At 40.1% G+C, this 24,756-nt stretch carries 19 protein-coding genes, 1 tRNA gene and 1 other RNA gene; 18 read left to right on the forward strand and 3 right to left on the reverse strand.

Annotated elements, in window-relative coordinates; all coding sequences use genetic code 11:
* Positions 1-58: 58 nt before the first annotated feature.
* The 7 genes from ACVC7R_RS07780 to trxB all read left to right on the forward strand — a co-directional run bounded on the left by ACVC7R_RS07780 (position 59) and on the right by trxB (position 4,414).
* Positions 59-559, forward strand: coding sequence for an N-acetyltransferase family protein (locus ACVC7R_RS07780; RefSeq protein ID WP_447264242.1), 501 nt, complete (start codon positions 59-61; stop codon positions 557-559).
* Entirely contained in the window at positions 552-1,061 is a 510-nt protein-coding gene (locus ACVC7R_RS07785) for a methylated-DNA--[protein]-cysteine S-methyltransferase (RefSeq protein ID WP_447264224.1), read from the forward strand. Before ACVC7R_RS07780 ends, ACVC7R_RS07785 begins: the two co-directional genes overlap by 8 nt.
* A 15-nt stretch (positions 1,062-1,076) precedes the next feature.
* Positions 1,077-1,433: a Spx/MgsR family RNA polymerase-binding regulatory protein gene (locus ACVC7R_RS07790; protein WP_447264225.1), complete on the forward strand. Its 357-nt coding sequence runs from the start codon at positions 1,077-1,079 to the stop codon at positions 1,431-1,433.
* Positions 1,434-1,589: 156 nt separating this feature from the next.
* Positions 1,590-2,390 carry an amino acid ABC transporter permease gene (locus tag ACVC7R_RS07795; protein ID WP_447264226.1) on the forward strand — a complete coding sequence of 267 codons (801 nt, stop codon included), beginning with the start codon at positions 1,590-1,592 and terminating at the stop codon, positions 2,388-2,390.
* The gene (locus tag ACVC7R_RS07800; RefSeq protein ID WP_447264227.1) at positions 2,390-3,133 is read left to right on the forward strand and encodes an amino acid ABC transporter ATP-binding protein; all 744 of its coding nucleotides are present in this window, start codon (positions 2,390-2,392) and stop codon (positions 3,131-3,133) included. Before ACVC7R_RS07795 ends, ACVC7R_RS07800 begins: the two co-directional genes overlap by 1 nt.
* Positions 3,134-3,212: 79 nt before the next feature.
* On the forward strand, positions 3,213-3,437 hold the full coding sequence (locus tag ACVC7R_RS07805; protein ID WP_447264228.1) for a DUF4059 family protein: 225 nt from the start codon (positions 3,213-3,215) through the stop codon (positions 3,435-3,437).
* A 65-nt stretch (positions 3,438-3,502) separates the two neighbouring features.
* A complete protein-coding gene (gene trxB, locus ACVC7R_RS07810) occupies positions 3,503-4,414 on the forward strand; it encodes a thioredoxin-disulfide reductase (protein ID WP_447264229.1) in 912 nt (303 codons plus the stop codon).
* 31 nt (positions 4,415-4,445) lie between these two features.
* On the opposite strand, the gene rlmB is transcribed toward trxB, so the two are convergent.
* Both rlmB and def read right to left on the reverse strand, forming a co-directional pair.
* Entirely contained in the window at positions 4,446-5,174 is a 729-nt protein-coding gene (rlmB, locus tag ACVC7R_RS07815) for a 23S rRNA (guanosine(2251)-2'-O)-methyltransferase RlmB (protein ID WP_447264230.1), read from the reverse strand.
* A 44-nt stretch (positions 5,175-5,218) separates the two neighbouring features.
* Positions 5,219-5,830 (reverse strand): peptide deformylase, encoded by a 612-nt coding sequence (def, locus tag ACVC7R_RS07820; protein WP_447264231.1) that lies wholly within the window; start codon positions 5,828-5,830, stop codon positions 5,219-5,221.
* 147 nt (positions 5,831-5,977) lie between these two features.
* Here def and ACVC7R_RS07825 point away from each other — a divergent pair, with 147 nt between their 5' ends.
* The 5 genes from ACVC7R_RS07825 (at position 5,978) to ACVC7R_RS07845 (ending at position 10,838) form a co-directional block, all read left to right on the forward strand.
* Complete coding sequence (locus ACVC7R_RS07825) at positions 5,978-7,297, forward strand: CapA family protein (protein WP_447264232.1); 1,320 nt, start codon at positions 5,978-5,980, stop codon at positions 7,295-7,297.
* A gap of 23 nt (positions 7,298-7,320) precedes the next feature.
* Entirely contained in the window at positions 7,321-8,148 is an 828-nt protein-coding gene (locus ACVC7R_RS07830) for a Cof-type HAD-IIB family hydrolase (protein ID WP_447264233.1), read from the forward strand.
* A gap of 1 nt (position 8,149) precedes the next feature.
* Positions 8,150-8,785 carry an SGNH/GDSL hydrolase family protein gene (locus tag ACVC7R_RS07835; protein WP_447264234.1) on the forward strand — a complete coding sequence of 212 codons (636 nt, stop codon included), beginning with the start codon at positions 8,150-8,152 and terminating at the stop codon, positions 8,783-8,785.
* A gap of 61 nt (positions 8,786-8,846) precedes the next feature.
* Positions 8,847-9,194: a transfer-messenger RNA gene (gene ssrA, locus ACVC7R_RS07840) on the forward strand.
* Between the two features lie 309 nt (positions 9,195-9,503).
* Entirely contained in the window at positions 9,504-10,838 is a 1,335-nt protein-coding gene (locus ACVC7R_RS07845) for an Nramp family divalent metal transporter (protein WP_447264235.1), read from the forward strand.
* Positions 10,839-10,941: 103 nt separating this feature from the next.
* Here the strand turns inward: ACVC7R_RS07845 and ACVC7R_RS07850 are convergent.
* Positions 10,942-11,029 (reverse strand) — tRNA-Ser (locus ACVC7R_RS07850).
* A gap of 161 nt (positions 11,030-11,190) precedes the next feature.
* Here ACVC7R_RS07850 and ACVC7R_RS07855 point away from each other — a divergent pair.
* The 6 genes from ACVC7R_RS07855 to ACVC7R_RS07880 all read left to right on the forward strand — a co-directional run.
* Positions 11,191-11,931: a DeoR/GlpR family DNA-binding transcription regulator gene (locus ACVC7R_RS07855; RefSeq protein WP_447264236.1), complete on the forward strand. Its 741-nt coding sequence runs from the start codon at positions 11,191-11,193 to the stop codon at positions 11,929-11,931.
* On the forward strand, positions 11,928-12,839 hold the full coding sequence (pfkB, locus tag ACVC7R_RS07860; protein ID WP_447264237.1) for a 1-phosphofructokinase: 912 nt from the start codon (positions 11,928-11,930) through the stop codon (positions 12,837-12,839). Before ACVC7R_RS07855 ends, pfkB begins: the two co-directional genes overlap by 4 nt.
* The gene (locus ACVC7R_RS07865) at positions 12,836-14,791 is read left to right on the forward strand and encodes a PTS fructose transporter subunit IIABC (RefSeq protein WP_447264238.1); all 1,956 of its coding nucleotides are present in this window, start codon (positions 12,836-12,838) and stop codon (positions 14,789-14,791) included. The genes pfkB and ACVC7R_RS07865 overlap by 4 nt, the downstream gene beginning before the upstream one ends.
* Before the next feature lie 162 nt (positions 14,792-14,953).
* The gene (locus tag ACVC7R_RS07870) at positions 14,954-15,745 is read left to right on the forward strand and encodes a HEAT repeat domain-containing protein (RefSeq protein WP_447264239.1); all 792 of its coding nucleotides are present in this window, start codon (positions 14,954-14,956) and stop codon (positions 15,743-15,745) included.
* Between the two features lie 127 nt (positions 15,746-15,872).
* Positions 15,873-18,203, forward strand: coding sequence for a DNA translocase FtsK (locus ACVC7R_RS07875; RefSeq protein ID WP_447264240.1), 2,331 nt, complete (start codon positions 15,873-15,875; stop codon positions 18,201-18,203).
* A 328-nt stretch (positions 18,204-18,531) separates the two neighbouring features.
* Positions 18,532-24,756, forward strand: a 6,225-nt coding sequence (locus ACVC7R_RS07880; RefSeq protein WP_447264241.1) for a SpGH101 family endo-alpha-N-acetylgalactosaminidase, incomplete at its 3' end; no start/stop codon positions are given.

A 24,756-nucleotide genomic window follows, 5' to 3' on the forward strand; every position in this document is an offset into this window, starting at 1 on the left:
GTAGAAAGAAATAAATTATGCTATGATGAGAGAAAATAGTATGAAACGAGGATAGATGATGGAGATTCGCTTAGCCTTTCCAAATGAAGTTGATGCAATTATGCAAGTGATTGAGGAAGCCAAGAAATGCTTGGCAGATGCTGGGAGCACCCAGTGGCAAAATGGCTATCCAAATACGGACACGATTATTGACGATATTATCTCTGGGCAAGCCTATGTCGCTTTGGAAGAAGGAGAGCTCTTAGCCTATGCAGCAGTAACCAAGAGCCCAGAAAAAGCTTATGAAGCTATTTATGATGGCAACTGGGAAGGAAAAGAAGCAGAATACTTAGTATTTCACCGTATTGCAGTTGCCAGTGATGTGCAAGGACAAGGTGTTGCTCAGACCTTCTTGGAAGGCTTGATTGAAGGCTTTGATTACCTAGATTTTCGTTCTGATACACACGATCAAAATAAAGTCATGCAGCATATTTTTGAGAAGCTTGGCTTTAAACAAGTTGGGAAAGTTCCTGTAGACGGGGAACGTTTGGCCTATCAGAAATTAAAATCAAATGTCTAAAAAGTATGTAAAGATGCTGTACAGTTCTCCGATTGGCACCTTATCTCTGATAGCTGATAACCATTATCTGTTTGGGATATGGGTCGAAGAAGAGAGCGATTTTGAGAGAGAATTATCTGAAAAAGCTGTAACTGTCGTTGAAAGTCATCCTATTTTAAATCAAATCATTTCCTATTTAGATAGCTATTTTAAGGGGCAAGATCCGGACTTGTCTGAATTGCCCTTAGCTCTTGTCGGAAGTGACTTTGAAAAAAGAGTTTGGAACTATTTGCTTGGAATTCCTTTTGGTATGACTGTTACTTATGGACAAATAGCCAAGGACTTGCAGGTAGCTTCTGCTCAGGCAGTTGGAGGAGCAGTAGGTCGCAATCCCTGGTCTATCCTTGTACCCTGTCATCGTGTGCTAGGTGCTGGAGGCCGTCTGACAGGCTATGCTTGGGGACTCGAAAAGAAGGCTTGGCTCTTGAGACATGAAGGTGCGGCATTTAAAGAGAAGAAATAATAGAAAGAGAAGAAGATGTTAGAATTTATCGAATACCCAAAATGTACAACTTGTAAAAAAGCAAAGAAAGAGTTAGATCAACTTGGACTAGAATATAAGGATGTTCATATCGTAGAAGAAACTCCGAGTGAAAAGGTTATTTTAAACTGGCTCGAAACTTCGGGATTTGAATTGAAGCAATTTTTCAACACTAGTGGAATCAAATACCGTGAACTAGGATTGAAAGATAAGGTTGGAACTTTATCCAAGAAAGAAGCAGCCAAACTCTTGGCCAGTGATGGTATGTTGTTAAAACGTCCAATACTAGTTGAAAATGGTGCTGTAAAACAAATTGGCTATCGTAAAACATACAGCAACTTGGATTTGAATTAGTTTTTTTCTATCTCCTTGATAGTTAAAATATATAACCTCCTACTTTTAAAGTATGATAAACTAGAAGATAGATGAAGTCTGATATGCTCGTAGCAAATATTTTTAATTAGAGCATAAGTATGATAGAATGAATCATTATCTTGAGAGGATGTTTCTATGAATGTTACAACGATTTTAGCATCTGATTGGTATCAAAATTTGATGCAATATATCCCGGATGGCAAACTGTTTAGTTGGCGTTCGGTTTTTGATGGGATTCCAAGAATTCTACAGCAATTACCTACAACATTGATGTTAACAGTATTTGGTGCCTTTTTTGGAATCATGCTAGCCCTAGTCTTTGCCATTGTAAAAATCAACCGAGTTCGATTTATATACCCAGTACAAGCCTTTTTTGTTAGTTTCCTAAAAGGAACTCCAATTTTAGTTCAACTGATGTTGACCTATTACGGGATTCCCTTAGCTCTGAAAGCATTGAATCAACAATGGGGAACTTCTCTAAACATTAATGCTATTCCAGCAGCAACATTTGCGATTGTGGCCTTTGCTTTTAATGAAGCAGCCTATGCCAGCGAAACTCTCCGTGCGGCAATTCTTTCTGTAAATCCAGGTGAGATTGAAGCCGCTCGTAGTCTTGGTATGACACGTGCACAAGTTTATCGTCGAGTTATTATTCCAAATGCAGCGGTAGTAGCGACTCCAACCTTGATTAACTCCTTGATTGGCTTGACCAAGGGAACGTCTCTAGCCTTTAGTGCAGGTGTTGTAGAAATCTTTGCTCAAGCTCAGATTTTGGGTGGTGCAGACTATCGCTACTTTGAACGCTTTATCTCAGTTGCCCTTGTATACTGGGTGGTAAATATCGCTATTGAAAATCTTGGTCGCTTTATTGAAAGAAAAATGGCTATTTCCGCGCCAGATACTATCGAAACAGATGTGAAAGGAGAGCTTCGCTAATGATTAAAATTTCAAATTTAAGCAAGTCCTTTTCAGGTCAAACCGTTTTAGATCATCTGAATTTAGATATTCAAAAAGGAGAGGTTGTTGCCTTGATTGGTTCTTCAGGGGCTGGGAAATCAACCTTTCTCCGTAGTCTCAATTATCTAGAAACTCCTGATAGCGGAAGTATTCAGATTGATGACTTTAAAGTCGATTTTTCTCAAATTACTCAAGAGGAAATTCTGACTCTTCGTCGTAAACTGTCCATGGTTTTCCAACAATTCAATTTGTTTGAACGCAGAACAGCTCTTGATAATGTCAAGGAAGGCCTGGTTGTCGTTAAAAAACTATCAGACGAAGAAGCAACTAAGATTGCTAAAGAAGAGTTGGCTAAGGTTGGGCTTTCTGATCGTGAACAGCATTATCCACGTCACTTGTCAGGGGGGCAAAAACAACGGGTCGCAATAGCGCGTGCTCTAGCCATGAAACCAGACGTCTTACTCTTGGATGAACCAACTTCAGCACTGGACCCAGAATTGGTTGGTGAGGTAGAAAAATCGATCGTCAATGCCGCTAAATCAGGTCAAACCATGGTTTTGGTTAGTCACGATATGTCATTTGTTGCTCAAGTAGCTGATAAGGTTTTATTCTTGGATAAAGGAAAAATTATCGAGACTGGAACTCCTGATGAGATTATTAACCACCCAAAAGAAGAACGAACAAAAGAGTTCTTTGCTAGTTACAAACGGACCTATATTTGATATAATAGAAGATAAGAAAAACTCAGTTGGCTAAGCTAACTGGGTTTGCTCTTTAAAAATAATAGAAATGAGAGAGAGCATGCTAGTTCAGCTATTTGCTTTGTATTTAGAGAGTTTAGTTTTGACCATTTTACTAGTCTTACTTGTCTTAGGGATTTGGATTGGTTTAAGAGCTCTATCAGGTGTGGATAAAACTGCTAAGGAGCGTCAGGCTCACCTCTATGATATGATTATGATTGGAGTTCTAACAATTCCAGTATTGTCTTTTGCAACCATGAGCATCTTGTTGGTTCTCAAGGCTTAATAGTTGTCAAATAGGGTTTTATCCGTTAGAATAAGAATAGTTACAACAAGAAAGAAGGAAATAGAATGTACGATACGATTATTATCGGTGCAGGTCCTGCTGGGATGACTGCAGCCTTGTATGCAGCTCGCAGCAATCTCAAAGTTGCTTTGATTGAAGGTGGCCTTCCTGGCGGTCAGATGAACAATACCTCTGACATTGAAAACTATCCAGGTTATGCCAATATTAGTGGACCTGAATTAGCAGAAAAGATGTTTGAACCTCTTGAAAATCTAGGTGTTGAGCATCTCTATGGCTTTGTGGAAAAGATTGAGGACCACGGTGATATTAAGAAAGTAATCACAGATGATGAAGAGTTTGAAACTCGCACAGTCATCGTAGCGACTGGTTCAAAACATCGTCTCTTGGGAGTTCTAGGTGAAGAAGAACTGAATAGCCGTGGGGTTTCTTACTGTGCGGTTTGTGATGGAGCCTTTTTCCGTGACCAAGATTTGTTGGTTGTAGGTGGAGGAGATTCGGCTGTTGAAGAAGCTATTTTTCTAACTCAGTTTGCAAAATCTGTAACCATCGTTCACCGTCGTGATAAACTTCGTGCACAAAAAGTCTTGCAAGACCGCGCCTTTGCTAATGAAAAGATCAACTTCATTTGGGATTCAGTCGTTAAAGAAATCAAGGGTGAAAATCGTGTTGAGTCGGTTGTGATTGAAAATGTTAAAACAAATCAAGTGACTGAACAGGCCTTTGGAGGAGTCTTTATCTACGTTGGTTTAGATCCAGTTAGCGATTTTACAAAAGATTTACAAATCCAAGATGAGTCCGGTTGGATTGTGACAGATGACCACATGAAGACAAGTGTTGCAGGTGTCTTTGCAGTTGGGGATGTTCGTCAGAAAGATCTTCGCCAAGTCACAACAGCAGTTGGAGATGGTGCTATTGCAGGCCAAGAAGCCTATAAATATATTACTGAACACAACTAAAAAAGTTTCCAATCAGATGATTGGAAACTTTTTATAATCGATTGCGGAAGACTTCGTACATAAGAATAGCAGCAGCAACGCTTGCATTGAGACTCTGTACGTGGCCATTCATAGGAATGGTAATCATCTCGTCCACTTGTTTTTTGATGTTGCTAGAGATACCCTTACCTTCATTCCCGATAATGAGGGCTATTTTTCCTTTGGTATTCCATTTATGGCAAGGAGTTCCATTCATATCCGTTCCAAAAGTCCAAAAGCCTTCTTCTTTCAGTTTGTCCAAGGTTTGGCTGAGATTGGTCACGCGAGCGATAGGAACGTGCTCAATCGCACCAGTGGCTGTCTTTGCAACTACGGGTGTCACACCAACAGCTCGATGTTTTGGAATAATAACACCTGAAACATTAGTTGCATCTGCCGTTCTTAGGATAGAACCTAAGTTATGAGGGTCCGTTAGTCCATCCAGAATCAATAGGAGTGGGTTTTCTTCTTGACGAGTCTGAGCGAGAATCTGCTCAAGTTCAGTATAGGCAAATTCAGAAACACGTAAAACGAAGCCTTGGTGGACAGCCCCTTCAGTCATCTCGGAAAGTGATTTTTTTGAAGTCCAAGAGATAGATACTTTCTTTTCAGTAGCCAATTCCTTGACTTTTTCTACATTCTTACCTCGTAAATCATCCTGGAGATAGAGTTTGTTTCCAGTATTTGCTAACAGTGCTTCAGTAACGGCGTGAACGCCATAGACAATATCATTTGTTTTCATGGCTCTATTATAACATAAAACCCCGTTGTCGAACGGGATTTTCTTTATTCCAAAATGAGTAAACCTTCTTTGACTGCGAAAGGATCTTTTTCGTTGATACGGTCGTAGAACATGACACCATTTAAGTGGTCAATTTCATGTTGAACAACGATAGAGTTGTAGCCTTTTAGCTTGATATGATGCTTTTCGCCATCCTTGTCAAAGTAGTCGACAGTTACTCGAGCGTGGCGGATAACATAGCCTGGAACGGCACGGTCAACAGACAAGCAACCTTCTCCTTCGCCTAGAGCAGCATCTTGTACTGAGTGTGAAACAATTTTAGGATTGTACATAATAGCCTGTAAGTCATAGGCTTCTTGAGGTGTTTCACCTTCCTCAGTGATATTTGGTACCAGCACGGCGATGATGCGTTTTGAGATATCGAGCTGTGGTGCTGCAAGCCCAACTCCTCCACGTAGCCCTAACTTTTCAGCCATAACTGGGTCTTGTGAGTGTTTTAAAAATTGCATCATTTTCTCACCAAGGATGATATCTTGATCGCTCAATGGGAAAGTCACTTCCTCAGCGACAGCTCGTAGGGTTGGATTGCCCTCGCGGATAATATCTTTCATGTCGATTAAATGTGAAGCTTTTGTAATACGTTCTATAGCAGACATTTTCTCTCCTTCCTTCCATTACAATTCCATGATAACACAAAATAGTTGAGAAAGAAAGTCACAGAAGTTGCTCATAAAGGGAAATAGCTATTTGTCTGTGGTATAATAAGGTAAGGAGACTTGCATCAAAAAGCAAGGAGAATAGATATGGAAAAACGTAGCAGAAGAAAACAAAAGCAATCAGGCATACCAGTTGTCAAAGAGTCTATCCAATTTTTCAAAAATTACCGACATTGGAGCAATAAAACAGTTATTGTGGTTTTATTGATTGTTGTTGCTTTCTCGATGGCCTTAACCTTATTAACCCAAGGGATTAAGGGAGTTCCATTGGGAAATAGTAATGCAACTACAGTGAGTCAGAATTCGGATTCTAAAGAGAAGAATTCTGTATCGGAAGAAGAAACAAGTGTGCGTATCATGGCAAATGGTGACCTCCTTTACCATATTCCGATTTATAGAACTGCCCTAAAAGAAGATGGCACTTATGACTTCCATGAAAACTTTGAGTATGTAAAACCTTGGTTCAAGCAAGCAGATCTAGTTATTGGCGACTTTGAAGGAACTGTAAATAAAGACCACTATCTTGCGGGTTATCCCTTATTTAATGCACCTGGAGAAGTCATGGATGCTATAAAGGATGCTGGATACCAAGTGCTAGACTTGGCTCATAATCATATCTTGGATTCTCAGATTGAGGGAGTTATCTCAACTGCGGATGCTATTGAAAAAGCTGGAATGACACCAATCGGAGTCTACACCCATGAACCACGAGACAAAGCGCCAATAGTCATCAAGGAAGTAAATGGGATTAAAGTTGCCCTTTTGGCCTATTCTTATGGTTTTAACGGTATTGAAGAATACATTTCCAAAGAAGACTATGATAATCATCTTTCTGACCTCAATGAAGAAAAAATGAAGGCAGAAATTGAACGAGCTGAAAAAGAAGCAGACATAACCGTCGTCATGCCTCAGATGGGAATTGAGTATCAATTGGAACCAACAGCAGAGCAAAAGGAACTCTACCATAAAATGATCGATTGGGGAGCTGATATTATCTTCGGTGGACACCCACACGTTGTTGAACCAGCTGAAACAGTTGAAAAAAATGGAGATAAGAAACTCATCATCTATTCTATGGGGAATTTCCTATCAAATCAGCGAATTGAAACCATGCAAGATGAGGAAAATGCAAAATGGACAGAACGTGGCGTTCTCATGGATGTGACCATTAAGAAAAAGGCAGGTAAGACTACAATCGAGACAGCTCAAGCTCATCCTACCTGGGTCAATAGAACACCAAAAGGGACTTATTCTCCCGAAGGATATCCACTCTATCTGTACCAGACCTATATTTTAGATGATTTCATTGAGGGTGGGAAATACCGAAGTCAGTTAGATGAAGATACCAAGGAACGGATAGACACGGCTTATAAAGAAATGAATGAGCATGTTGGTTTGAAATGGTAGTCATTGAGAGTGAGAGGAAAGAGATGGAGATTAAAGTTATTGCGACAGACATGGATGGAACCTTGTTAGATCCTAGAGGCCAACTGGATCTTCCGCGCCTAGAGAAAATTTTAGATCAGTTAGACCAACGTGGAGTTCGTTTTGTCATTGCAACAGGAAATGAAATTCATCGTATGCGTCAATTACTGGGACATCTGGCAGATAGAGTAGTTCTCGTAGTTGCTAACGGCGCTCGGATATTTGAAAACAATGAATTACTTCAAGCACAAACTTGGGATGACGATATGGTTGATAAAGCTTTGACTCATTTCAAAGGCAGAGAATGCCAAGATCAGTTTGTTGTAACTGCTATGAATGGTGGTTTTGTCAAGGAAGGTACAGTTTTTACAGAACTTGATAAATTTATGACACCAGAGATGATTAAAAAGCTCTATCAACGCATGAACTTTGTTGATGAATTTGACTCCAGTCTCTTCGGTGGCGTTCTCAAGATGAGCATGGTAGTCGGTGAAGAGCGTTTGGATTCGGTTTTGCAAGAAGTTAATGACTTGTTTGATGGTCGTGTCCGAGCTGTTTCTAGTGGATATGGCTGCATTGATATCTTGCAAGATGGCATTCATAAGGCTTGGGGCTTAGAGGAATTGCTCAAACGTTGGGACTTGAAACCTGAACAAATCATGGCCTTTGGAGATAGTGAAAATGACATTGAAATGTTAGAAATGGCGGGAATTTCTTATGCCATGGAAAATGCAGAGGAGAGGGTCAAGGAGATTGCGACAGAAGTAGCACCAGCAAATAGTCAGGCAGGTGTTTACCAAGTTTTAGAAAACTGGCTAGAAAAAGGAGAATAACTTGGCAGTACAGCTATTAGAAAACTGGCTTTTAAAAGAGCAGGAAAAAATTCAAACCAAGTATCGTGAACTGAATCAAATCTCGGTAATTGAACCAGATATTATCTTTATCGGAGATTCTATTGTTGAATATTATCCCTTGCAAGAATTACTAGGGACAACAAAGACCATTGTGAATAGAGGGATCCGAGGCTATCAGACTGGACTTTTACTAGATAACCTTGATGCCCACCTCTATGGGGATGCGGTGGATCAAATTGTTCTTTTGATTGGGACAAATGACATCGGGAAAGATGTTCCAATGAGTCAAGCACTAGCGAATCTTGAAAGTGTGATTCAGAGTATTTCCCGTGACTATCCGCTGTCACAGATTAAGCTAGTTTCCATTCTGCCAGTTCATCAAGGGGAAGAGTACAAACAGACAGTTTATATTCGTACAAATGAGAAAATCAAGGCCTGGAACCAAGCCTATCAAGAACTAGCTTCTGCCTACATGCAGGTAGAATATGTGCCTGTTTTTGAGAACCTACTCGATCAAGAAGGACAACTCAAATCAGACTATACAACGGACGGGCTTCACCTCAGCGTTTCTGGCTATCAGGCCCTATCAGAAACTTTGAAAACTAGTATTTTCTAGACATCTACTTGCTTTTTTGCTTTTTTAACCTAGATAAGGTATAATATCTTTATAGTCTTTTGGGGTCGTTACGGATTCGACAGGCATTATGAGGCATATTTTGCAACTCGTGTGGCGACGTAAACGCTCAGTTAAATATAACTGCAAAAAATAACACTTCTTACGCTCTAGCTGCCTAAAAACCAGCAGGCGTGACCCGATTCGGATTGCTCGTGTCTGATGATGGGTCTTATGATTAGCGAGATACGATCAAACTTTGTCTAGCAGTTTGGTAAGAGATTGATAGACTCGCAGTTCCTAGGCTTGAGTTATGTGTCGAGGAGCTGTTAAAACAATACATAACCTATGGTTGTAGACAAATATGTTAGCAGATGTTTGGACGTGGGTTCGACTCCCACCGGCTCCATTATTCTTTTGCATTCTTTTGCATTCCTTTCTAAAACGTTGTAATTACAGCGTTTTTTATTTTGTTCTTTGGTATTCCTTGGTATTCCTTTTTACAAAAAGGATACAACATTCCGTTGTATCCTAAACCTCTAATCAAGTCCTGAATTTTCTTAAGTTTTTATCATATTTTGTGTTATAATTAAGGTGCCTTAAGAAAAATAATGAAAATGATTGGCGATTTTTACATTCATTTTCAGTATCTTGTAATTTTAGATTATCTTTCAGTAATGATAAGCGATGAAAGGGTAGGTTTAGAAAGAGGTAGTGAGAAATGTCGTCTCATAAAAAAGTTTCACTTTCTGAGATCAACCAATCTATCGATACACCAAATAACAATCATTTCTGGCAAAATTTAAAGGCCTTCTTGGGACCCGGAGCCCTTGTGGCTGTAGGGTATATGGATCCAGGAAACTGGATAACCAGCGTGGTTGGAGGAGCATCCTATAAGTACAGTCTCTTATTTGTTATCTTGATTTCGTCACTTATTGCTATGCAACTTCAGCAGATGGCAGGAAAACTGGGGATTGTAACCCAAATGGACCTGGCACAAGTAACGGCTCATCACTCGCCAAAATGGCTTCGGTATAGCCTATGGGTGATATTGGAATTGGCCTTGATGGCAACAGACTTAGCAGAAGTACTAGGCTCTGCAATTGCCCTTAATCTTCTCTTTAAAATACCGATTATGGCTGCAATTCTCCTGACCGTTTTGGATGTTTTTCTCTTATTACTTCTAATGAAATTTGGCTTTAAGAAGATAGAAGCTATCGTGACAACGCTGATTTTAACGATTTTGGCCATTTTTACTTATCTAGTAGCCTTGTCACATCCAAGTCTCCAAGGAATCGCCGAAGGTTATCTGCCAAATGCAACCTTATTTGAGAGTCCTCTGCCAGGGCATGAAAGTCAATTAACCTTGGCGCTAGGTATCGTGGGTGCGACAGTGATGCCACATAACTTGTATTTACACTCTTCCTTGTCTCAGACTCGGAAAATCAACCACAAGGACAAGAATGATGTTCGTAAAGCAGTTCGTTTTATGACCTGGGATTCGAATCTTCAACTGTCTTTGGCCTTCATCGTTAACTCTCTTCTATTGATTTTAGGGGCAGCCCTCTTTTTCGGACATGCATCTGAAATTTCTGCCTTTTCTCAAATGTATAATGCCTTGCAGGATTCTACAATAGCAGGTGCAATAGCCAGTTCGACCTTATCAACCTTGTTTGCCTTGGCTTTATTAGCCAGTGGTCAAAATTCGACAATTACGGGTACCTTGACTGGACAAATCGTTATGGAAGGTTTCTTGCATATGAGATTGCCTCAGTGGTTCATTCGTTTGGCAACTCGTCTCTTTGCCTTGCTACCAGTCATAATCGTTGCTGTTTTATTCGGCCATCAGGAAAAAACTTTGGATCAGTTATTGGTTTATTCACAGGTCTTTCTTTCGATTGCTCTTCCATTTTCAATCTTCCCACTGATTTATCTAACTTCTAAGAAATCACTGATGGGAGAATTTACCAATGCCAAATGGAATACGATCCTCGGTTATATTGTTTCCATTATCTTAACGATTCTGAATGTGAAATTGCTCTTTGATATTTTTTAAGATGCACATTCATCTAGTAGAACTACAAGGGATATTTTGAGCATTGGTCTACAATAAAGGAAAAAGATACCCAAAAATTCTTGGGTATCTTTTTTAATGTAAACGGAAGACATGGGATTCGAACCCACGCACGCTTTCACACGCCTACCGCGTTTCCAACACGGCCTCTTAAGCCTCTTGAGTAATCTTCCAATACTTACTAACCTAGTCTACCATAAAGCCTTATTTCTTGCAAATTTATTTGAAGTAAAAAGAAGAGTGATAGAAAATGAAAGAAAATGACAAAAAATGCTTGACTTTGATATTTTTTATGATAGAATAAATCATGTAATCGTTCACAGGAGGTGAAATAATGCTAAAAAGTGAAAGAAAAAAGCTCATTTTAGAAGAATTGAAACAGCATAAAATCGTCTCGCTTGAGAAATTAGTAGGCATGCTAGAGACTTCAGAATCAACAGTTAGACGTGATTTAGATGAATTGGAGTCTGAAAATAAACTTCGTCGAGTTCATGGAGGAGCAGAGTTGCCTCATTCCTTGCAAGAAGAAGAAACCATTCAAGAAAAATCTTTCAAAAACCTTCAAGAGAAAAAGTTAATTGCTCAAAAGGCAGCTTCTCTCATCAAAGAGAAGGATGTTATCTTTGTGGATGCAGGAAGTACGACAGCCTTTCTCATTAACGAATTGGAGAGAAAAGACATTACTGTAGTGACCAATTCCATTCACCATGCAGTTCAATTGGTGGATAAGCAAATCCCAACAGTCATTATCGGTGGTGGTGTTAAGATGACAACGGATGCCAGTATCGGAGGAGTAGCACTTAACCAGATTAACCAACTACACTTTGATCGTGCCTTTATCGGAATGAATGGTGTCGATGAAGGTTACTATACAACTCCTGATATGGAGGAGGGAGCTGTCAAACGTGCTATCTTAGAAAATGCTAAACAGACTTATGTATTAGCGGATTCGTCCAAGCTTGGTCAGTCTTGCTTCGCTAAGGTTGCCCCTATCAAACGAGCTATTGTCATTACAAGCAAGGGTCACGAGCTCTTGTCTGCTATCAAAGAGAAAACGGAGGTAATAGAGGTATGATATATACAGTCACGCTAAATCCATCTATTGACTACATTGTCCGTTTGGATAAAGTAGAAGTAGGTAGTGTCAATCGTATGGATAGTGATGATAAGTTTGCTGGTGGTAAAGGTATCAATGTCAGCCGTGTCTTGAAGCGTTTGGATATTCCAAATACAGCGACAGGTTTCATCGGAGGCTTTACTGGAAAATTTATCACAGATACTTTAGCTGAAGAACAAATTGAAACGCAATTTGTCCAAGTGGCAGAAGATACGCGTATCAATGTTAAGATTAAAGCTGACCAAGAAACAGAAATCAATGGGACAGGACCTAATGTTGAGCCCGAACAACTTGAAGAGTTAAAAGCCATTCTTTCAAGTCTGACAGCAGAAGATACAGTTGTATTTGCGGGTTCGAGTGCTAAAAACTTGGGTAATGTTATTTACAAAGAATTAATTGCTTTGACGCGTCAGACAGGCGCTCAAGTAGTCTGTGACTTTGAAGGTCAAACCTTGATTGATAGTTTAGATTATCAACCTCTTTTGGTCAAACCAAACAATCACGAACTTGGAGCTATCTTTGGAGTCAAGCTTGAAAGCCTTGATGAAATAGAGAAATACGCTCGAGAATTGCTGGCTAAAGGTGCTCAAAACGTTATTATTTCTATGGCTGGCGACGGAGCTCTTCTAGTAACATCAGAAGGAGCATACTTTGCTAAACCGATCAAGGGAACTGTTAAAAACTCAGTAGGTGCTGGTGACTCTATGGTTGCTGGATTTACTGGTGAATTTGTCAAATCAAAAGACGCAGTAGAAGCCTTCAAATGGGGAGTGGCTTGTGGAACAGCAACTACATTTTCAGATGATTTAGCAACTGCAGCATTTATTGAAGAAACTTATAAAAAAGTTGAGGTAGAAAAAAGATGAAAATTCAAGATTTATTGAGAAAAGATGTCATGTTGCTCGATTTGCAAGCAACTGAAAAAATAGCAGCTATTGAAGAAATGATTCATAGTCTAGTAGAGCATGGATATGTGACGGATTTTGAAACCTTTAAAGAAGGTATTTTAGCGCGTGAAGCTTTGACTTCTACAGGCTTGGGCGACGGTATTGCAATGCCTCACAGCAAAAATGCTGCAGTTAAAGAAGCAACAGTTCTCTTTGCTAAGTCAAACAAGGGTGTTGACTACGAAAGTTTAGACGGGCAACCAACTGACCTCTTCTTTATGATTGCGGCTCCAGAAGGTGCTAATGACACTCACTTAGCAGCCTTGGCCGAATTGTCTCAATACCTGATGAAAGACGGCTTTGCTGACAAACTTCGTCAAGTAACATCTGCTGACCAAGTTATTGAACTCTTTGACCAAGTTTCAGAAAAAGCTCAAGAACCAGCTCAAGCTCCTACAAATGACTCTGCAGATTTCATCGTAGCAGTTACAGCTTGTACAACAGGAATTGCCCACACTTACATGGCCCAAGAAGCTCTTCAAAAGGTGGCGGCAGAAATGGGTGTTGGGATCAAGGTTGAAACCAATGGCGCTAGCGGTGTTGGCAACAAATTGACAGCAGAAGATATTCGTAAGGCTAAAGCTGTCATCATCGCTGCTGATAAAGCAGTTGAAATGGATCGTTTTGATGGCAAACCTTTGGTCAATCGTCCAGTTGCAGACGGTATCCGTAAGACAGAAGAGTTGATCAACTTGGCTCTTTCTGGAAATGCTGAAGTCTACCATGCTGCTAACGGAGTACAAGCTTCAACAGCATCTAACGAAAAACAAAGTTTAGGTGGTGCCTTCTACAAACACTTGATGAGTGGTGTATCCCAAATGTTGCCATTCGTTATCGGTGGAGGTATCATGATTGCACTTGCTTTCTTGATTGACGGTGCTTTGGGTGTGCCAAATGAGAGCCTTGGGAATCTTGGCTCTTACCATGAGCTAGCTTCTATGTTCATGAAAATTGGTGGCTCAGCCTTCGGTTTGATGCTTCCAGTGTTTGCAGGATATGTTGCTTACTCAATCGCTGAAAAACCAGGTTTGGTAGCTGGTTTTGTAGCAGGTGCAATCGCTAAAGAAGGTTATGCCTTTGGTAAAATCCCTTACGCTCAGGGTGGAGAAGCAACTTCAGCTCTTGCAGGTGTGTCATCAGGTTTCCTTGGAGCCCTTGTTGGTGGATTTATTGCTGGTGCCTTGGTTCTCTTGATTAAGAAATATGTAAAAGTTCCTCGCTCACTTGAAGGTGCAAAATCAATCCTTCTCTTGCCACTATTTGGAACAATCCTGACAGGATTCGTTATGCTAGCTGTTAATATCCCAATGGCGGCAATCAACACTGGTATGAACAACTTCCTTGCAGGACTTGAAGGTGGTTCAGCTGTCCTTCTAGGTATCGTCCTTGGTGGAATGATGGCAGTGGATATGGGTGGTCCTGTCAATAAAGCAGCTTACGTCTTTGGTACAGGTACTCTTGCAGCAACAGTATCTACAGGTGGTTCAGTAGCTATGGCAGCGGTTATGGCTGGAGGAATGGTTCCACCACTTGCTATCTTCGTTGCAACCCTCCTCTTCAAGAATAAATTCACCAAAGAAGAACGCAACTCTGGTTTGACAAATATCGTTATGGGCTTGTCATTCATTACTGAAGGTGCGATTCCGTTTGGTGCGGCAGACCCAGCTCGTGCTATCCCAAGCTTTATCCTTGGTTCTGCTGTAGCAGGAGGTCTTGTTGGTCTTGCCAATATCAAACTCATGGCACCACACGGAGGAATCTTCGTTATCGCCCTTACTTCAAACGCTCTTCTCTACCTTGTCTCTGTCTTGGTAGGAGCCCTTGTTAGTGGTGTCGTTTACGGTTACCTTCGTAAACCATCAGTAAAATAATCACAAATACATTCAAATGACTGAACACGAAAGTGGGCAGTCATTTTTTGATGATGGAGTTAGGGAGCCCGGTTTTTAAAGTGGTATAATAGAGGTAAATATTAGAGAATTTGAATGATAGAATGCTAAAGTTCTACAAATACCTTAGAGGAGATAAGTGTCATGAGTGATTCTAGAAAAGAAGGAATCGACAAACTAGAGAAAGAAAAGATTCCTCACCAACATCTTACAAAAGAAGAGTTGCAGAAGGTCTATGCCAGCTTGGTGGAGGAGAATTTTCCTGATTCTAAGCGAATTCATTTTATAGCTGATTTAGGTAGAAGCCAAGAAATTGCCTTTCATTTTGAGCTTATTTGCAAAGATTGGGAGGAAGGAACTGCCTTGAATTTTGAAGCGAGTTTTGACCAGCATGGGCAGGAGGGAATCGATTATCTTTTAGAAACTCTCGATCAAGAGGAAGCGGAGAGTCAACGCGTTTTGATTGTATATCTTCTAGCGAAAATCCTTTCCAAAGTAAGACATAGAGATTTTTATGCATCTTCTTGCAAGCAAGTACTTCCTGTTCTGCTCTCTCTTTTACCTAGTACAGAAGCTTCGAATCGTAGAAAGCTAATCATAGCTCTAGGTTGGATTGGTTCAACAAGTGAAATAGAAATCTTAGGCCAACATCTCTTGACCGACCAAGATCCACTTTGTCGTGCCTGGTCTGCCAGTAGTTTGATGCAATTATCTTTTTATCAAGTAGAAAAAGAAGTGTTGAAAGAGAAAACAAAGGATTTGTTTGGTGAAGCAATTATTGAAGAAAAGGACTTGCAGGCTTGCGCTCTGATGATAGAAGCAGCCCAGGTATTGTTTGGGAAAAAATGGATACCCACATCTGCTGTGGAGAATCTAGAAGTCGAAAAGATTGAGAAAGCAAGAAAATCAGCGATCAGGTTTTTAAAGAAGCAGTGAAACCAAGTTGTTGAAAATCATACAGAAAAGAAACTGCGAAAATATTAACGAAAGATGATGGTGTCTAGTAGATACAGTCATTTTTTTAACCCCTCGAAAAGTTCATGAAATATGTTATAATAGAAGAATGGCAAACAAGAATACAACTAAAACAAGACGAAGACCGTCTAAAGCAGAATTAGAAAGAAAACATGCAATCCAACGAATGTTGATTTCCTTAGTTTTGGCTATCTGTTTAATTTTTGCTGCCCTCAAATGGGGAGCTGTAGGAATCACTGTATACAACCTAATCCGTTTACTTGTGGGGAGTTTAGCATATCTAGCTATTTTCTCTCTCTTAATCTATCTCTTCTTTTTTAAATGGATTCATAAACAAGAAGGATTGTTAGCAGGTTTCTTCTTCATTTTTACAGGCTTACTCCTGATTTTTCAAGCCTATCTTGTCTGGAAGCTTAGCATGGCAAACGCCGTTTTCCAGGGAACGGTTGGACAAATTTTTAAAGATTTAACCAGTTTTCAAGTGACAAGTTTTGCTGGTGGAGGTGTGATTGGGAGTGGACTCTACATTCCGATAGCCTATTTGTTCTCAAACATTGGCACCTACTTTATCGGAGCCATCCTAATCATAATCGGAGCTCTTTTAATAAGTCCATGGTCTATCTATGATATCGCTGATTTTCTGTCAGCTCGATTTGCTATCTGGATGGAACGCCACGAACAGAAAAAACAAGAGCGTTTTATCAAGCGTGAAGAAGAAAAGGCAAGAAGAGAAGCTGAAGAGCAAGCAAGACTTGAGAAAGAAAAAGAGGAGCAGGCATTGCTTGATCTGCCTCCTGTAGATATGGAAACAGGAGAAATTTTATCAGACGAATCAATACCAGAATTTCCTCCATTACCAGAGGAAGAATGGGTAGAACCTGAGATTATTCTCCCTCAAGCCGATTTTGAATATCCTGAGGAAGATCATTATCCGATGGAAGAAGATTTTCCAGAAGATGATGACGAAGATGTTGAAGTAGACTTTTCTGCTAAAAAGGCCTTGGAGTATAAGCTCCCAAGCTTGCAACTCTTTGCACCTGATAAACCAAAAGATCAGTCTAAAGAAAAGAAAATTGTTCGAGAGAATATCAAAATTTTGGAAGAAACCTTTGCAAGTTTTGGTATCAAGGTAACGGTTGAACGTGCTGAAATTGGCCCATCAGTAACCAAGTATGAGGTTAAACCAGCAGTTGGTGTTCGTGTCAATCGTATTTCCAATCTAGCAGACGACTTAGCTCTGGCCTTGGCTGCTAAGGATGTCCGTATTGAAGCGCCGATTCCTGGAAAATCCTTAGTTGGGATCGAAGTTCCAAACTCTGAAATTGCAACTGTTTCCTTCCGAGAACTATGGGAACAGTCTCAGACCAAGCCTGAAAATCTTCTAGAAATTCCTCTTGGAAAAGCAGTTAACGGAACAGTTCGTTGCTTTGACTTGGCTAAAATGCCTCACTTGCTAGTGGCCGGTTCTACAGGTTCTGGTAAATCTGTTGCAGTTAATGGGATTATTGCAAGTATTTTGATGAAGGCTCGTCCAGATCAAGTCAAATTTATGATGGTGGATCCTAAGATGGTTGAGTTGTCGGTCTACAACGATATTCCCCATCTCTTGATTCCAGTTGTAACAAATCCTCGCAAGGCTAGTAAGGCTTTGCAAAAGGTTGTTGATGAAATGGAAAACCGCTACGAACTCTTTGCCAAAGTCGGAGTTCGGAATATTGCTGGTTTCAATGCTAAAGTTGAGGAATTCAATGCTCAGTCTGAATACAAGCAAGTACCGCTACCTTTAATCGTCGTGATTGTCGATGAGTTGGCAGATTTGATGATGGTTGCCAGCAAGGAAGTGGAAGATGCTATTATTCGTCTCGGACAAAAGGCGCGTGCGGCTGGTATTCACATGATTCTTGCAACCCAGCGTCCTTCAGTAGATGTTATCTCTGGTCTGATTAAGGCAAATGTGCCGTCACGTGTAGCATTCGCTGTTTCTTCAGGAACGGATTCACGTACGATTTTGGATGAAAATGGTGCGGAGAAATTGCTTGGTCGAGGGGATATGCTCTTTAAACCAATTGACGAAAACCATCCTGTTCGCTTGCAAGGTTCCTTTATCTCAGATGATGATGTGGAACGCATCGTAAACTTCATTAAGGCGCAAGCTGATGCGGATTATGATGACAGTTTTGACCCAGGAGAAGTTTCTGAGACAGATGGTGATTCTGGCTCTAGCGATGAGGGCGGGGATCCACTCTTTGAAGAAGCCAAGGCGCTTGTTATCGAGACACAAAAAGCAAGTGCATCCATGATTCAACGTCGTCTATCAGTTGGTTTTAACCGCGCAACTCGACTGATGGAAGAATTAGAAATGGCTGGTGTTATCGGTCCGGCTGAAGGAACAAAACCTCGAAAAGTCTTACAACAATAAATTGTTTGAAAATAGAATAAAAATTCAAGAAATTACCTTTAGGAAATTGGAATAATTTTCTCTGATTTTTCGAAGGTGATTTCTTTCTTTTTGCCTAGGATTATAAGTATTTTTGTTCTAAAAAGACTTTCAGCTTGGTCTGATTTTTAGATTTTACTTTTACTAATTTTAACTAATAAAGTATTGATTTTTAAACTAGGTTTTGATATATTAAATTGGTATAGAAAAAATTATATGTTTATCTAGTGGCGTTAAAAAATTGAGGAGGATATTTTTTTAAACAAAAATGCAAACGCTTACTTTTTAAACAGAAAGGATTAAAAAACTAATGGATAAAAGGTTATTTGAAAAACGTTGTAAATATAGTATTCGGAAATTTTCATTAGGTGTAGCTTCTGTTATCATTGGTGCTACATTCTTTGGAACAAGTACTGTTTTGGCAGATACAGCCCAAACTGGATCTACTGCAAATATGCCAGCTGATTTAGCAGCAGCTCTGGCCAATGCAAAAGATGATAACGGGCATGATTTTGAAGCGCCAAAAGCTGGAGAAGATCAAGGTTCTCCTGAAGTGACTGATGGACCAAAAACTGAGGAAGAATTACTAGAGAAAGAAAAAGAAGCTGCAGCAACTTCAGCAACTGAAAATGAACTTCCTAAAGATTTGCGTGAAAAACTCGATAAAGCCGAAGACAGCGGTCATACTGCTTCAAAAGAAGACCTGGCAAAAGAAGACAAAAGTTTAGTTCCAGCAGAAGTTGCTAAAACAAAAAATGGGGAATTGAACTACGGTGCTACTGTTGAAATTAAGAGCGATGCTGGTACTGGTAGTGGTATTGTTATTGGAGAAAATCTTGTCTTATCAGTATCTCATAACTTTATCAAAGATGTTCCAGACGGGAACAATCGTAAAGTAGCTGATAACATTGATAGTGATAAAGATGTTTATACAGTTTCTTATGAAGGTGCACCAGACGTTAAGTTCAGTAAAAATGATGTAAAACACTGGGATCGTGAAGGCTTCCTGAAAGGTTATAAAAATGACTTAGCTATTGTCAAACTTCGCAGTCCTCTTGCAAATGCTCCAGTTGAAGTTGCGGATAAACCATCAACTATCAAGAAAGGAGATAAGGTTCATGTATTTGGATATCCAAAAGGTGAACTCGATCCAATCCTCAATACTACTGTCGAAGATATTAATGACCATGGAGAAGGCGTTCGTGGAATTAGCTACCAAGGAAGTGAACCTGGTGCAAGTGGCGGTGGAATCTTTGATGAAAACGGAAAATTAATTGGGATTCATCAAAACGGTGTATCTGGAAAACGTAGTGGTGGTATTCTTTTCTCACCTGCTCAGTTAGAGTGGATTCAAAACTACATTAAGGGTATTGAAACAACGAAACCAGCTGGTCTAGATGCTCTTGATAAACAAGTCGAAGATAAAGAAGAAAAACCAAAAGAGGATAAACCTCAGGAAGAAAAACCAGCTGACAATAAACCAGCAGAAAACAAACCAGCTGAAGCAGCAACGGGAGGAACTAGCGACGCTACTGCCGAAGTGAAAAAAGAGTGGGACTCAGTAAGCCGTGTGAAAGGGAATGTTGAAGTCGTTGAAGAAGGCGGAGTACGCTACAACAAATTAACTTCAACAACAGCTAACGACAATGGAGCAAACGAAGCTTTATTTGAAAAAGCTGGATTACAGGCGGATGCGGAAGGAAATGTAAGCGTTGACTTAACGTTCAAGGCAAACACTCCTCCAGCTGAAACACGCTTTGGGGTATATCTAAAATATAAAGATAATGACAACAACATCTTTGTTGGCTATGACAAGGGCGGTTGGTTCTGGCAATACAAAGGACCAAATGTAAACACATGGTATAGCAAGACTCGTGTAGAAGCACCTAATGCAGGGGAAGAAAACCACCTATCTATCGTTTACAAGAAAGACGGTCAATTAAATGCTACAAATAATGGACAAACTTTATTTAGCACAGAAGTCGTTCCAGAAGCTGTCAAGAACGCTTTGGCTGATGTGAATAAAGTTTATCTCAAAGCTGGTACTTACGGTACAGAATTATCTTCTGTATCGATCAAAGCGGATAACCAAGATAACATCAAACCTGAAGAAGAAACTCCGGCAGCTGATGATGGTTTACGTCGCAATGACCAAGATGTTCACTATGAAACTTTACAATCAGAACAATTAAAAGCGATTATCGACACAGCGTTTCCACGTGTTAAAGAATATGAATTAGATGGAAAAACGTTAACAGGTCAAGTTCAAAAATTAGATAAAATGTCAATCAACGGTGTATTAGTCACTCCAGAAGTTCAATACCGTAAGATTGATGACACTACTGCAGAATATGTAATGAAAGTAAGAAACGATGATGAATTCATCAACGCTGAAATCACAGTAAAATTACAATTAGTCGGCAACGAAATGCACTTCGATGTGACTAAAGTAGTGAACAAAAACAATGTCGAAATGGGTAAACCAGTCGACAATGTTCGAAAATTAATCCAAACCATTGAATTTCCAGGAAACACACTTGTTTCTGTTGGTTCAAATAAACAAGGTGCGAAATTCGATGGCGCTCAAATGTCTACAAACACACATAACCGTGGAGACTATCATTTAGACTTGAAAGAAGGCAAGATGAATGAATATACTTACGGCTTCATGTATGGGTTTGTTTCTTCTAACGAATTGGCAGCGTCTGTTTGGAGTAACTCTCAATTTACTTACAAAGGAAATGACTTTGCACGTTTAACAACAGCGTTAGAACGTGTTGAAGGCGTAAACTACTTGGGTATCCAAAGCTCACCTTACTGGTACCAACGTGCTTATAAGAACTTAGTATTCCCAGAATACACATTAGAATTACCAAGTTCTAAAGTAGTCATTACAAAAGACTTAAACAAAGATAATGTTGTGGACTGGCAAGATGGTGCGATTGCCTATCGTAATATCATGAACAATCCTAAAGGAGCAGAATCTGTTCCAGATTTAGTAGCCTATCGTATTGCGATGAACTTTGCATCTCAAGCGCAAAACCCATTCTTAATGACATTAGATGGTATTAAGAAGATTAACTTACACACAGATGGTTTAGGCCAATCAATCCTACTTAAAGGGTATGGTAGTGAAGGTCACGACTCAGGTCACTTAAACTATGCAGATATCGGTAAGAGAATCGGTGGCGTTGAAGACTTCAAGAAATTATTAGCTAGAGCAAAAGAATACGGAGCTAAAATCGGTATTCACGTAAATGCTTCTGAAACATATCCTGAATCTAAATACTTCAGCGAAGCGATTTTACGTAGAAACTCTGACGGAACATATATGTACGGTTGGAACTGGTTAGACCAAGGTATCAACATCGATGCAGAATATGACTTAGCTCATGGACGTTTGGATCGTTGGAAAGAATTAAGAGAAAAACTAGGTGCTGACTTAGACTTCATTTATGTGGACGTTTGGGGTAACGGACAATCAGGAGATAACACTGCTTGGCCAACTCACGTACTTGCTAAAGAATTAAACTCTCAAGGCTGGCGTATGGCTATCGAGTGGGGCTTCGGTGCGGAATATGATTCAACATTCCAACACTGGGCGGCTGACTTAACTTACGGTGGATATTCACTGAAAGGTATTAACTCAAATATCACTCGATTCATTCGTAACCACCAAAAAGACTCATGGGTGGGTGACTATCCAAGCTACGGTGGTGCCGCTAACTATCCATTACTTGGTGGATATAACATGAAAGACTTCGAAGGATGGCAAGGTCGAAGCGACTACGAAGGATATATTCGTAACCTCTTCGAAAACAACATCATGACGAAGTTCTTCCAACACTACAAAGTTTCTAAATGGGTGAACGGTGACCCAGTTGCGATGAGCGACAACGGTCAAAACTACAAGTGGACTCCAGAGATGGAAATTCATTTAACTAATGACAATGGGGATGAAGTGAAGATTGTTCGTCAATCGAACGACCCTAACAGCCCAGACTACCGTAAACGTGTCACAACATTAAACGGTCGTGTCATCGAAAATGGTGGAAGCTACTTAGTACCATGGAACTGGGATGAAAATGGTAAAGCTTTAACAGGCGACAAAGAAAAGATGTACTTCTTCACGAATACTGCTGGAACAACTGAATGGACACTTCCAGATGATTGGACTGGAGATAAAGTATACCTCTATCGTCTAACAGACCAAGGTAAAAAAGATGTAGTCGAATTAACAGTCGGCGCAGACCGTAAGATTCAAATTACGGGAGATGCGTACCAACCATATGTACTTTACAAAGCTCCTCAAGGTAAGAAGACAATGGTATGGAGTGAAGGACTACACATCTATGACCAAGGATTCAACAGCGGAACATTAGATCATTGGGAAAAAACTGGTGACAGCGAACACGCTGAAATCGTGAAATCTCAAGGGGCTAACGAAATGTTACGTATTCAAGGTAACACTGAACGTGTGACATTGAAACAACGCTTAACAGACTTGAAACCTAATACAAGATATGCCGTTTATGTAGGTGTAGATAACCGAAGCGATGCACGTGCAGATATCACAATCCGTGTGGGCGATAAAGTGATTTCTAACTACACAAACAAATCAATTGCGAAGAACTATGTACAAGCACATGCGCATAACACACTTAAGAAAAATGCGACAGTGGATAATACAAGTTACTTCCAAAACATGTATGTATACTTCACAACAGGTGAAGATGTTTCTAACGTGACATTAGAACTTGGACGTGATGCAGATGCAGCAGCAACTTACTTCGATGAAATTCGTGTATTTGAAAACCAATCTGTCATGTACAACGAAAAACACGACACAGGAAATGGTAAATTCAAACAAGACTTTGAAGAAGTGCCTCAAGGTATCTTCCCATTCGTAGTGGGAGATGTTGAAGGTGTACAAGATAACCGTACTCACTTATCTGAAAAACACGAACCATATACTCAACGTGGCTGGAATGGTAAGAAAGTCAACGATGTTATCGAAGGCAACTGGTCATTGAAGACAAACGGTTTATCAGGATATGACAAACTCGTATACCAAACAATTCCACAAAACTTCCGCTTCGAAGAAGGTAAGACTTATAAAGTAACCTTCGAATACGAAGCAGGTTCAAATGGAGCATACTCATTCGTTATCGGTAATGGCGAAAATTCTCGTCGTAGTAAATTAACGAAATACGACTTAGAAAACACTTGGGAAAATTCATCAACTCCTAAGAAAGTAAGCTTCTATGTTACTGGTGAAAAAGGTGGAAACACTTGGATTGGTATTTACTCAAATGCGCGTGGTGCCGATACTAAAGGAGATACAGATAACAACGAAATCAACTTCAAAGGTTATAAAGACTTTATGTTAGACAACCTTGAAATTGAAGAAATTAAGTTAACTGGTAAGATGATCATCGATGAAGCATACGAAAAGAATACTCCAATCGTAAATGGCAACTACAAACAAGATTCATTAAATGCTTATAAAGACGCTGTAGCAGCTTTATTAGAAGCAGACGATGATATTAGTGTGGATGATGCTAAAGCTCTTGTAGAACGCGTTAACGAGGCTAAAGAAAAACTTGCGGTGAAACGTAGCGCTCCAGATTGGGACGATATTCATGATCTTGATGCTCCTTATGAAGAAGCAGATAATGTATGGTATGCATTTGACGGAAATACAAATACTTTATGGCATACACCTTATGGAGTGAATAGCTTAGGAAAACCATTAACAGTAGAGTTCAATAATCCGATGGAATCAACTCGCTTTGAATATGTTCCTCGTCCTTCAGGTCCAAACGGACGTGTGATGAGCGGTAGCCTTACAGTGATTGATGAAAAAGGACAAGAACATAACTTTAACTTTACTGGATGGGCAAATGATGCGAAGACAAAAGTGATTAACTTCGATGCTCCAATCAAAGTGAAGAAAGCTATCTTTACTGGTAACGAAACATACGGTGACCCTGGACATATTTCAGCAGCGGAATTACGCTTCGTCCTTCCAGTTGAAGAGGATAAACCATTAGATGAAGCTGCATACAATGCTGAAGTAGAACGTGTTCGTAAGATTGATCGTCAAGATGCGAAAGAATACTTGGCAGCTGTTGAAGCGTACAAGAATGGTCTTGCAGAACATAACTTATTAACTCCAAACGGACTTAATAAATTGGTAGAAGGCTTGAAAGAAATTAAAGAAACTGAAGAGCCAACTCCAGATCCTAAACCAACTCCAGATCCAGAGCCAACTCCAGATCCAGAGCCAACACCAGATCCAAAACCAACTCCAGATCCAGAGCCAACACCAGATCCAAAACCAACTCCAGATCCAGAGCCAACACCAGATCCAAAACCAACTCCAGATCCAGAGCCAACTCCAGATCCAAAACCAACTCCAGATCCAGAGCCAACTCCAGATCCAGAGCCAACTCCGAATCCAGAGCCAACTCCAGATCCGAAACCAACTCCAGATCCAGAGCCAACTCCAGATCCGAAACCAACTCCAGATCCA

The organism is Streptococcus sp. Z554, from assembly GCF_053010305.1.

Bases quoted from the DNA above. Each gene is read 5' to 3' on its own strand.
- ACVC7R_RS07780 (WP_447264242.1), top strand. From the start codon at position 59: ATGGAGATTCGCTTAGCCTTTCCAAATGAAGTTGATGCAATTATGCAA.
- ACVC7R_RS07785 (WP_447264224.1), top strand. From the start codon at position 552: ATGTCTAAAAAGTATGTAAAGATGCTGTACAGTTCTCCGATTGGCACC.
- ACVC7R_RS07790 (WP_447264225.1), top strand. From the start codon at position 1,077: ATGTTAGAATTTATCGAATACCCAAAATGTACAACTTGTAAAAAAGCA.
- ACVC7R_RS07795 (WP_447264226.1), top strand. From the start codon at position 1,590: ATGAATGTTACAACGATTTTAGCATCTGATTGGTATCAAAATTTGATG.
- ACVC7R_RS07800 (WP_447264227.1), top strand. From the start codon at position 2,390: ATGATTAAAATTTCAAATTTAAGCAAGTCCTTTTCAGGTCAAACCGTT.
- ACVC7R_RS07805 (WP_447264228.1), top strand. From the start codon at position 3,213: ATGCTAGTTCAGCTATTTGCTTTGTATTTAGAGAGTTTAGTTTTGACC.
- trxB (WP_447264229.1), top strand. From the start codon at position 3,503: ATGTACGATACGATTATTATCGGTGCAGGTCCTGCTGGGATGACTGCA.
- rlmB (WP_447264230.1), bottom strand. From the start codon at position 5,174: ATGAAAACAAATGATATTGTCTATGGCGTTCACGCCGTTACTGAAGCA.
- def (WP_447264231.1), bottom strand. From the start codon at position 5,830: ATGTCTGCTATAGAACGTATTACAAAAGCTTCACATTTAATCGACATG.
- ACVC7R_RS07825 (WP_447264232.1), top strand. From the start codon at position 5,978: ATGGAAAAACGTAGCAGAAGAAAACAAAAGCAATCAGGCATACCAGTT.
- ACVC7R_RS07830 (WP_447264233.1), top strand. From the start codon at position 7,321: ATGGAGATTAAAGTTATTGCGACAGACATGGATGGAACCTTGTTAGAT.
- ACVC7R_RS07845 (WP_447264235.1), top strand. From the start codon at position 9,504: ATGTCGTCTCATAAAAAAGTTTCACTTTCTGAGATCAACCAATCTATC.
- ACVC7R_RS07855 (WP_447264236.1), top strand. From the start codon at position 11,191: ATGCTAAAAAGTGAAAGAAAAAAGCTCATTTTAGAAGAATTGAAACAG.
- pfkB (WP_447264237.1), top strand. From the start codon at position 11,928: ATGATATATACAGTCACGCTAAATCCATCTATTGACTACATTGTCCGT.
- ACVC7R_RS07865 (WP_447264238.1), top strand. From the start codon at position 12,836: ATGAAAATTCAAGATTTATTGAGAAAAGATGTCATGTTGCTCGATTTG.
- ACVC7R_RS07870 (WP_447264239.1), top strand. From the start codon at position 14,954: ATGAGTGATTCTAGAAAAGAAGGAATCGACAAACTAGAGAAAGAAAAG.
- ACVC7R_RS07875 (WP_447264240.1), top strand. From the start codon at position 15,873: ATGGCAAACAAGAATACAACTAAAACAAGACGAAGACCGTCTAAAGCA.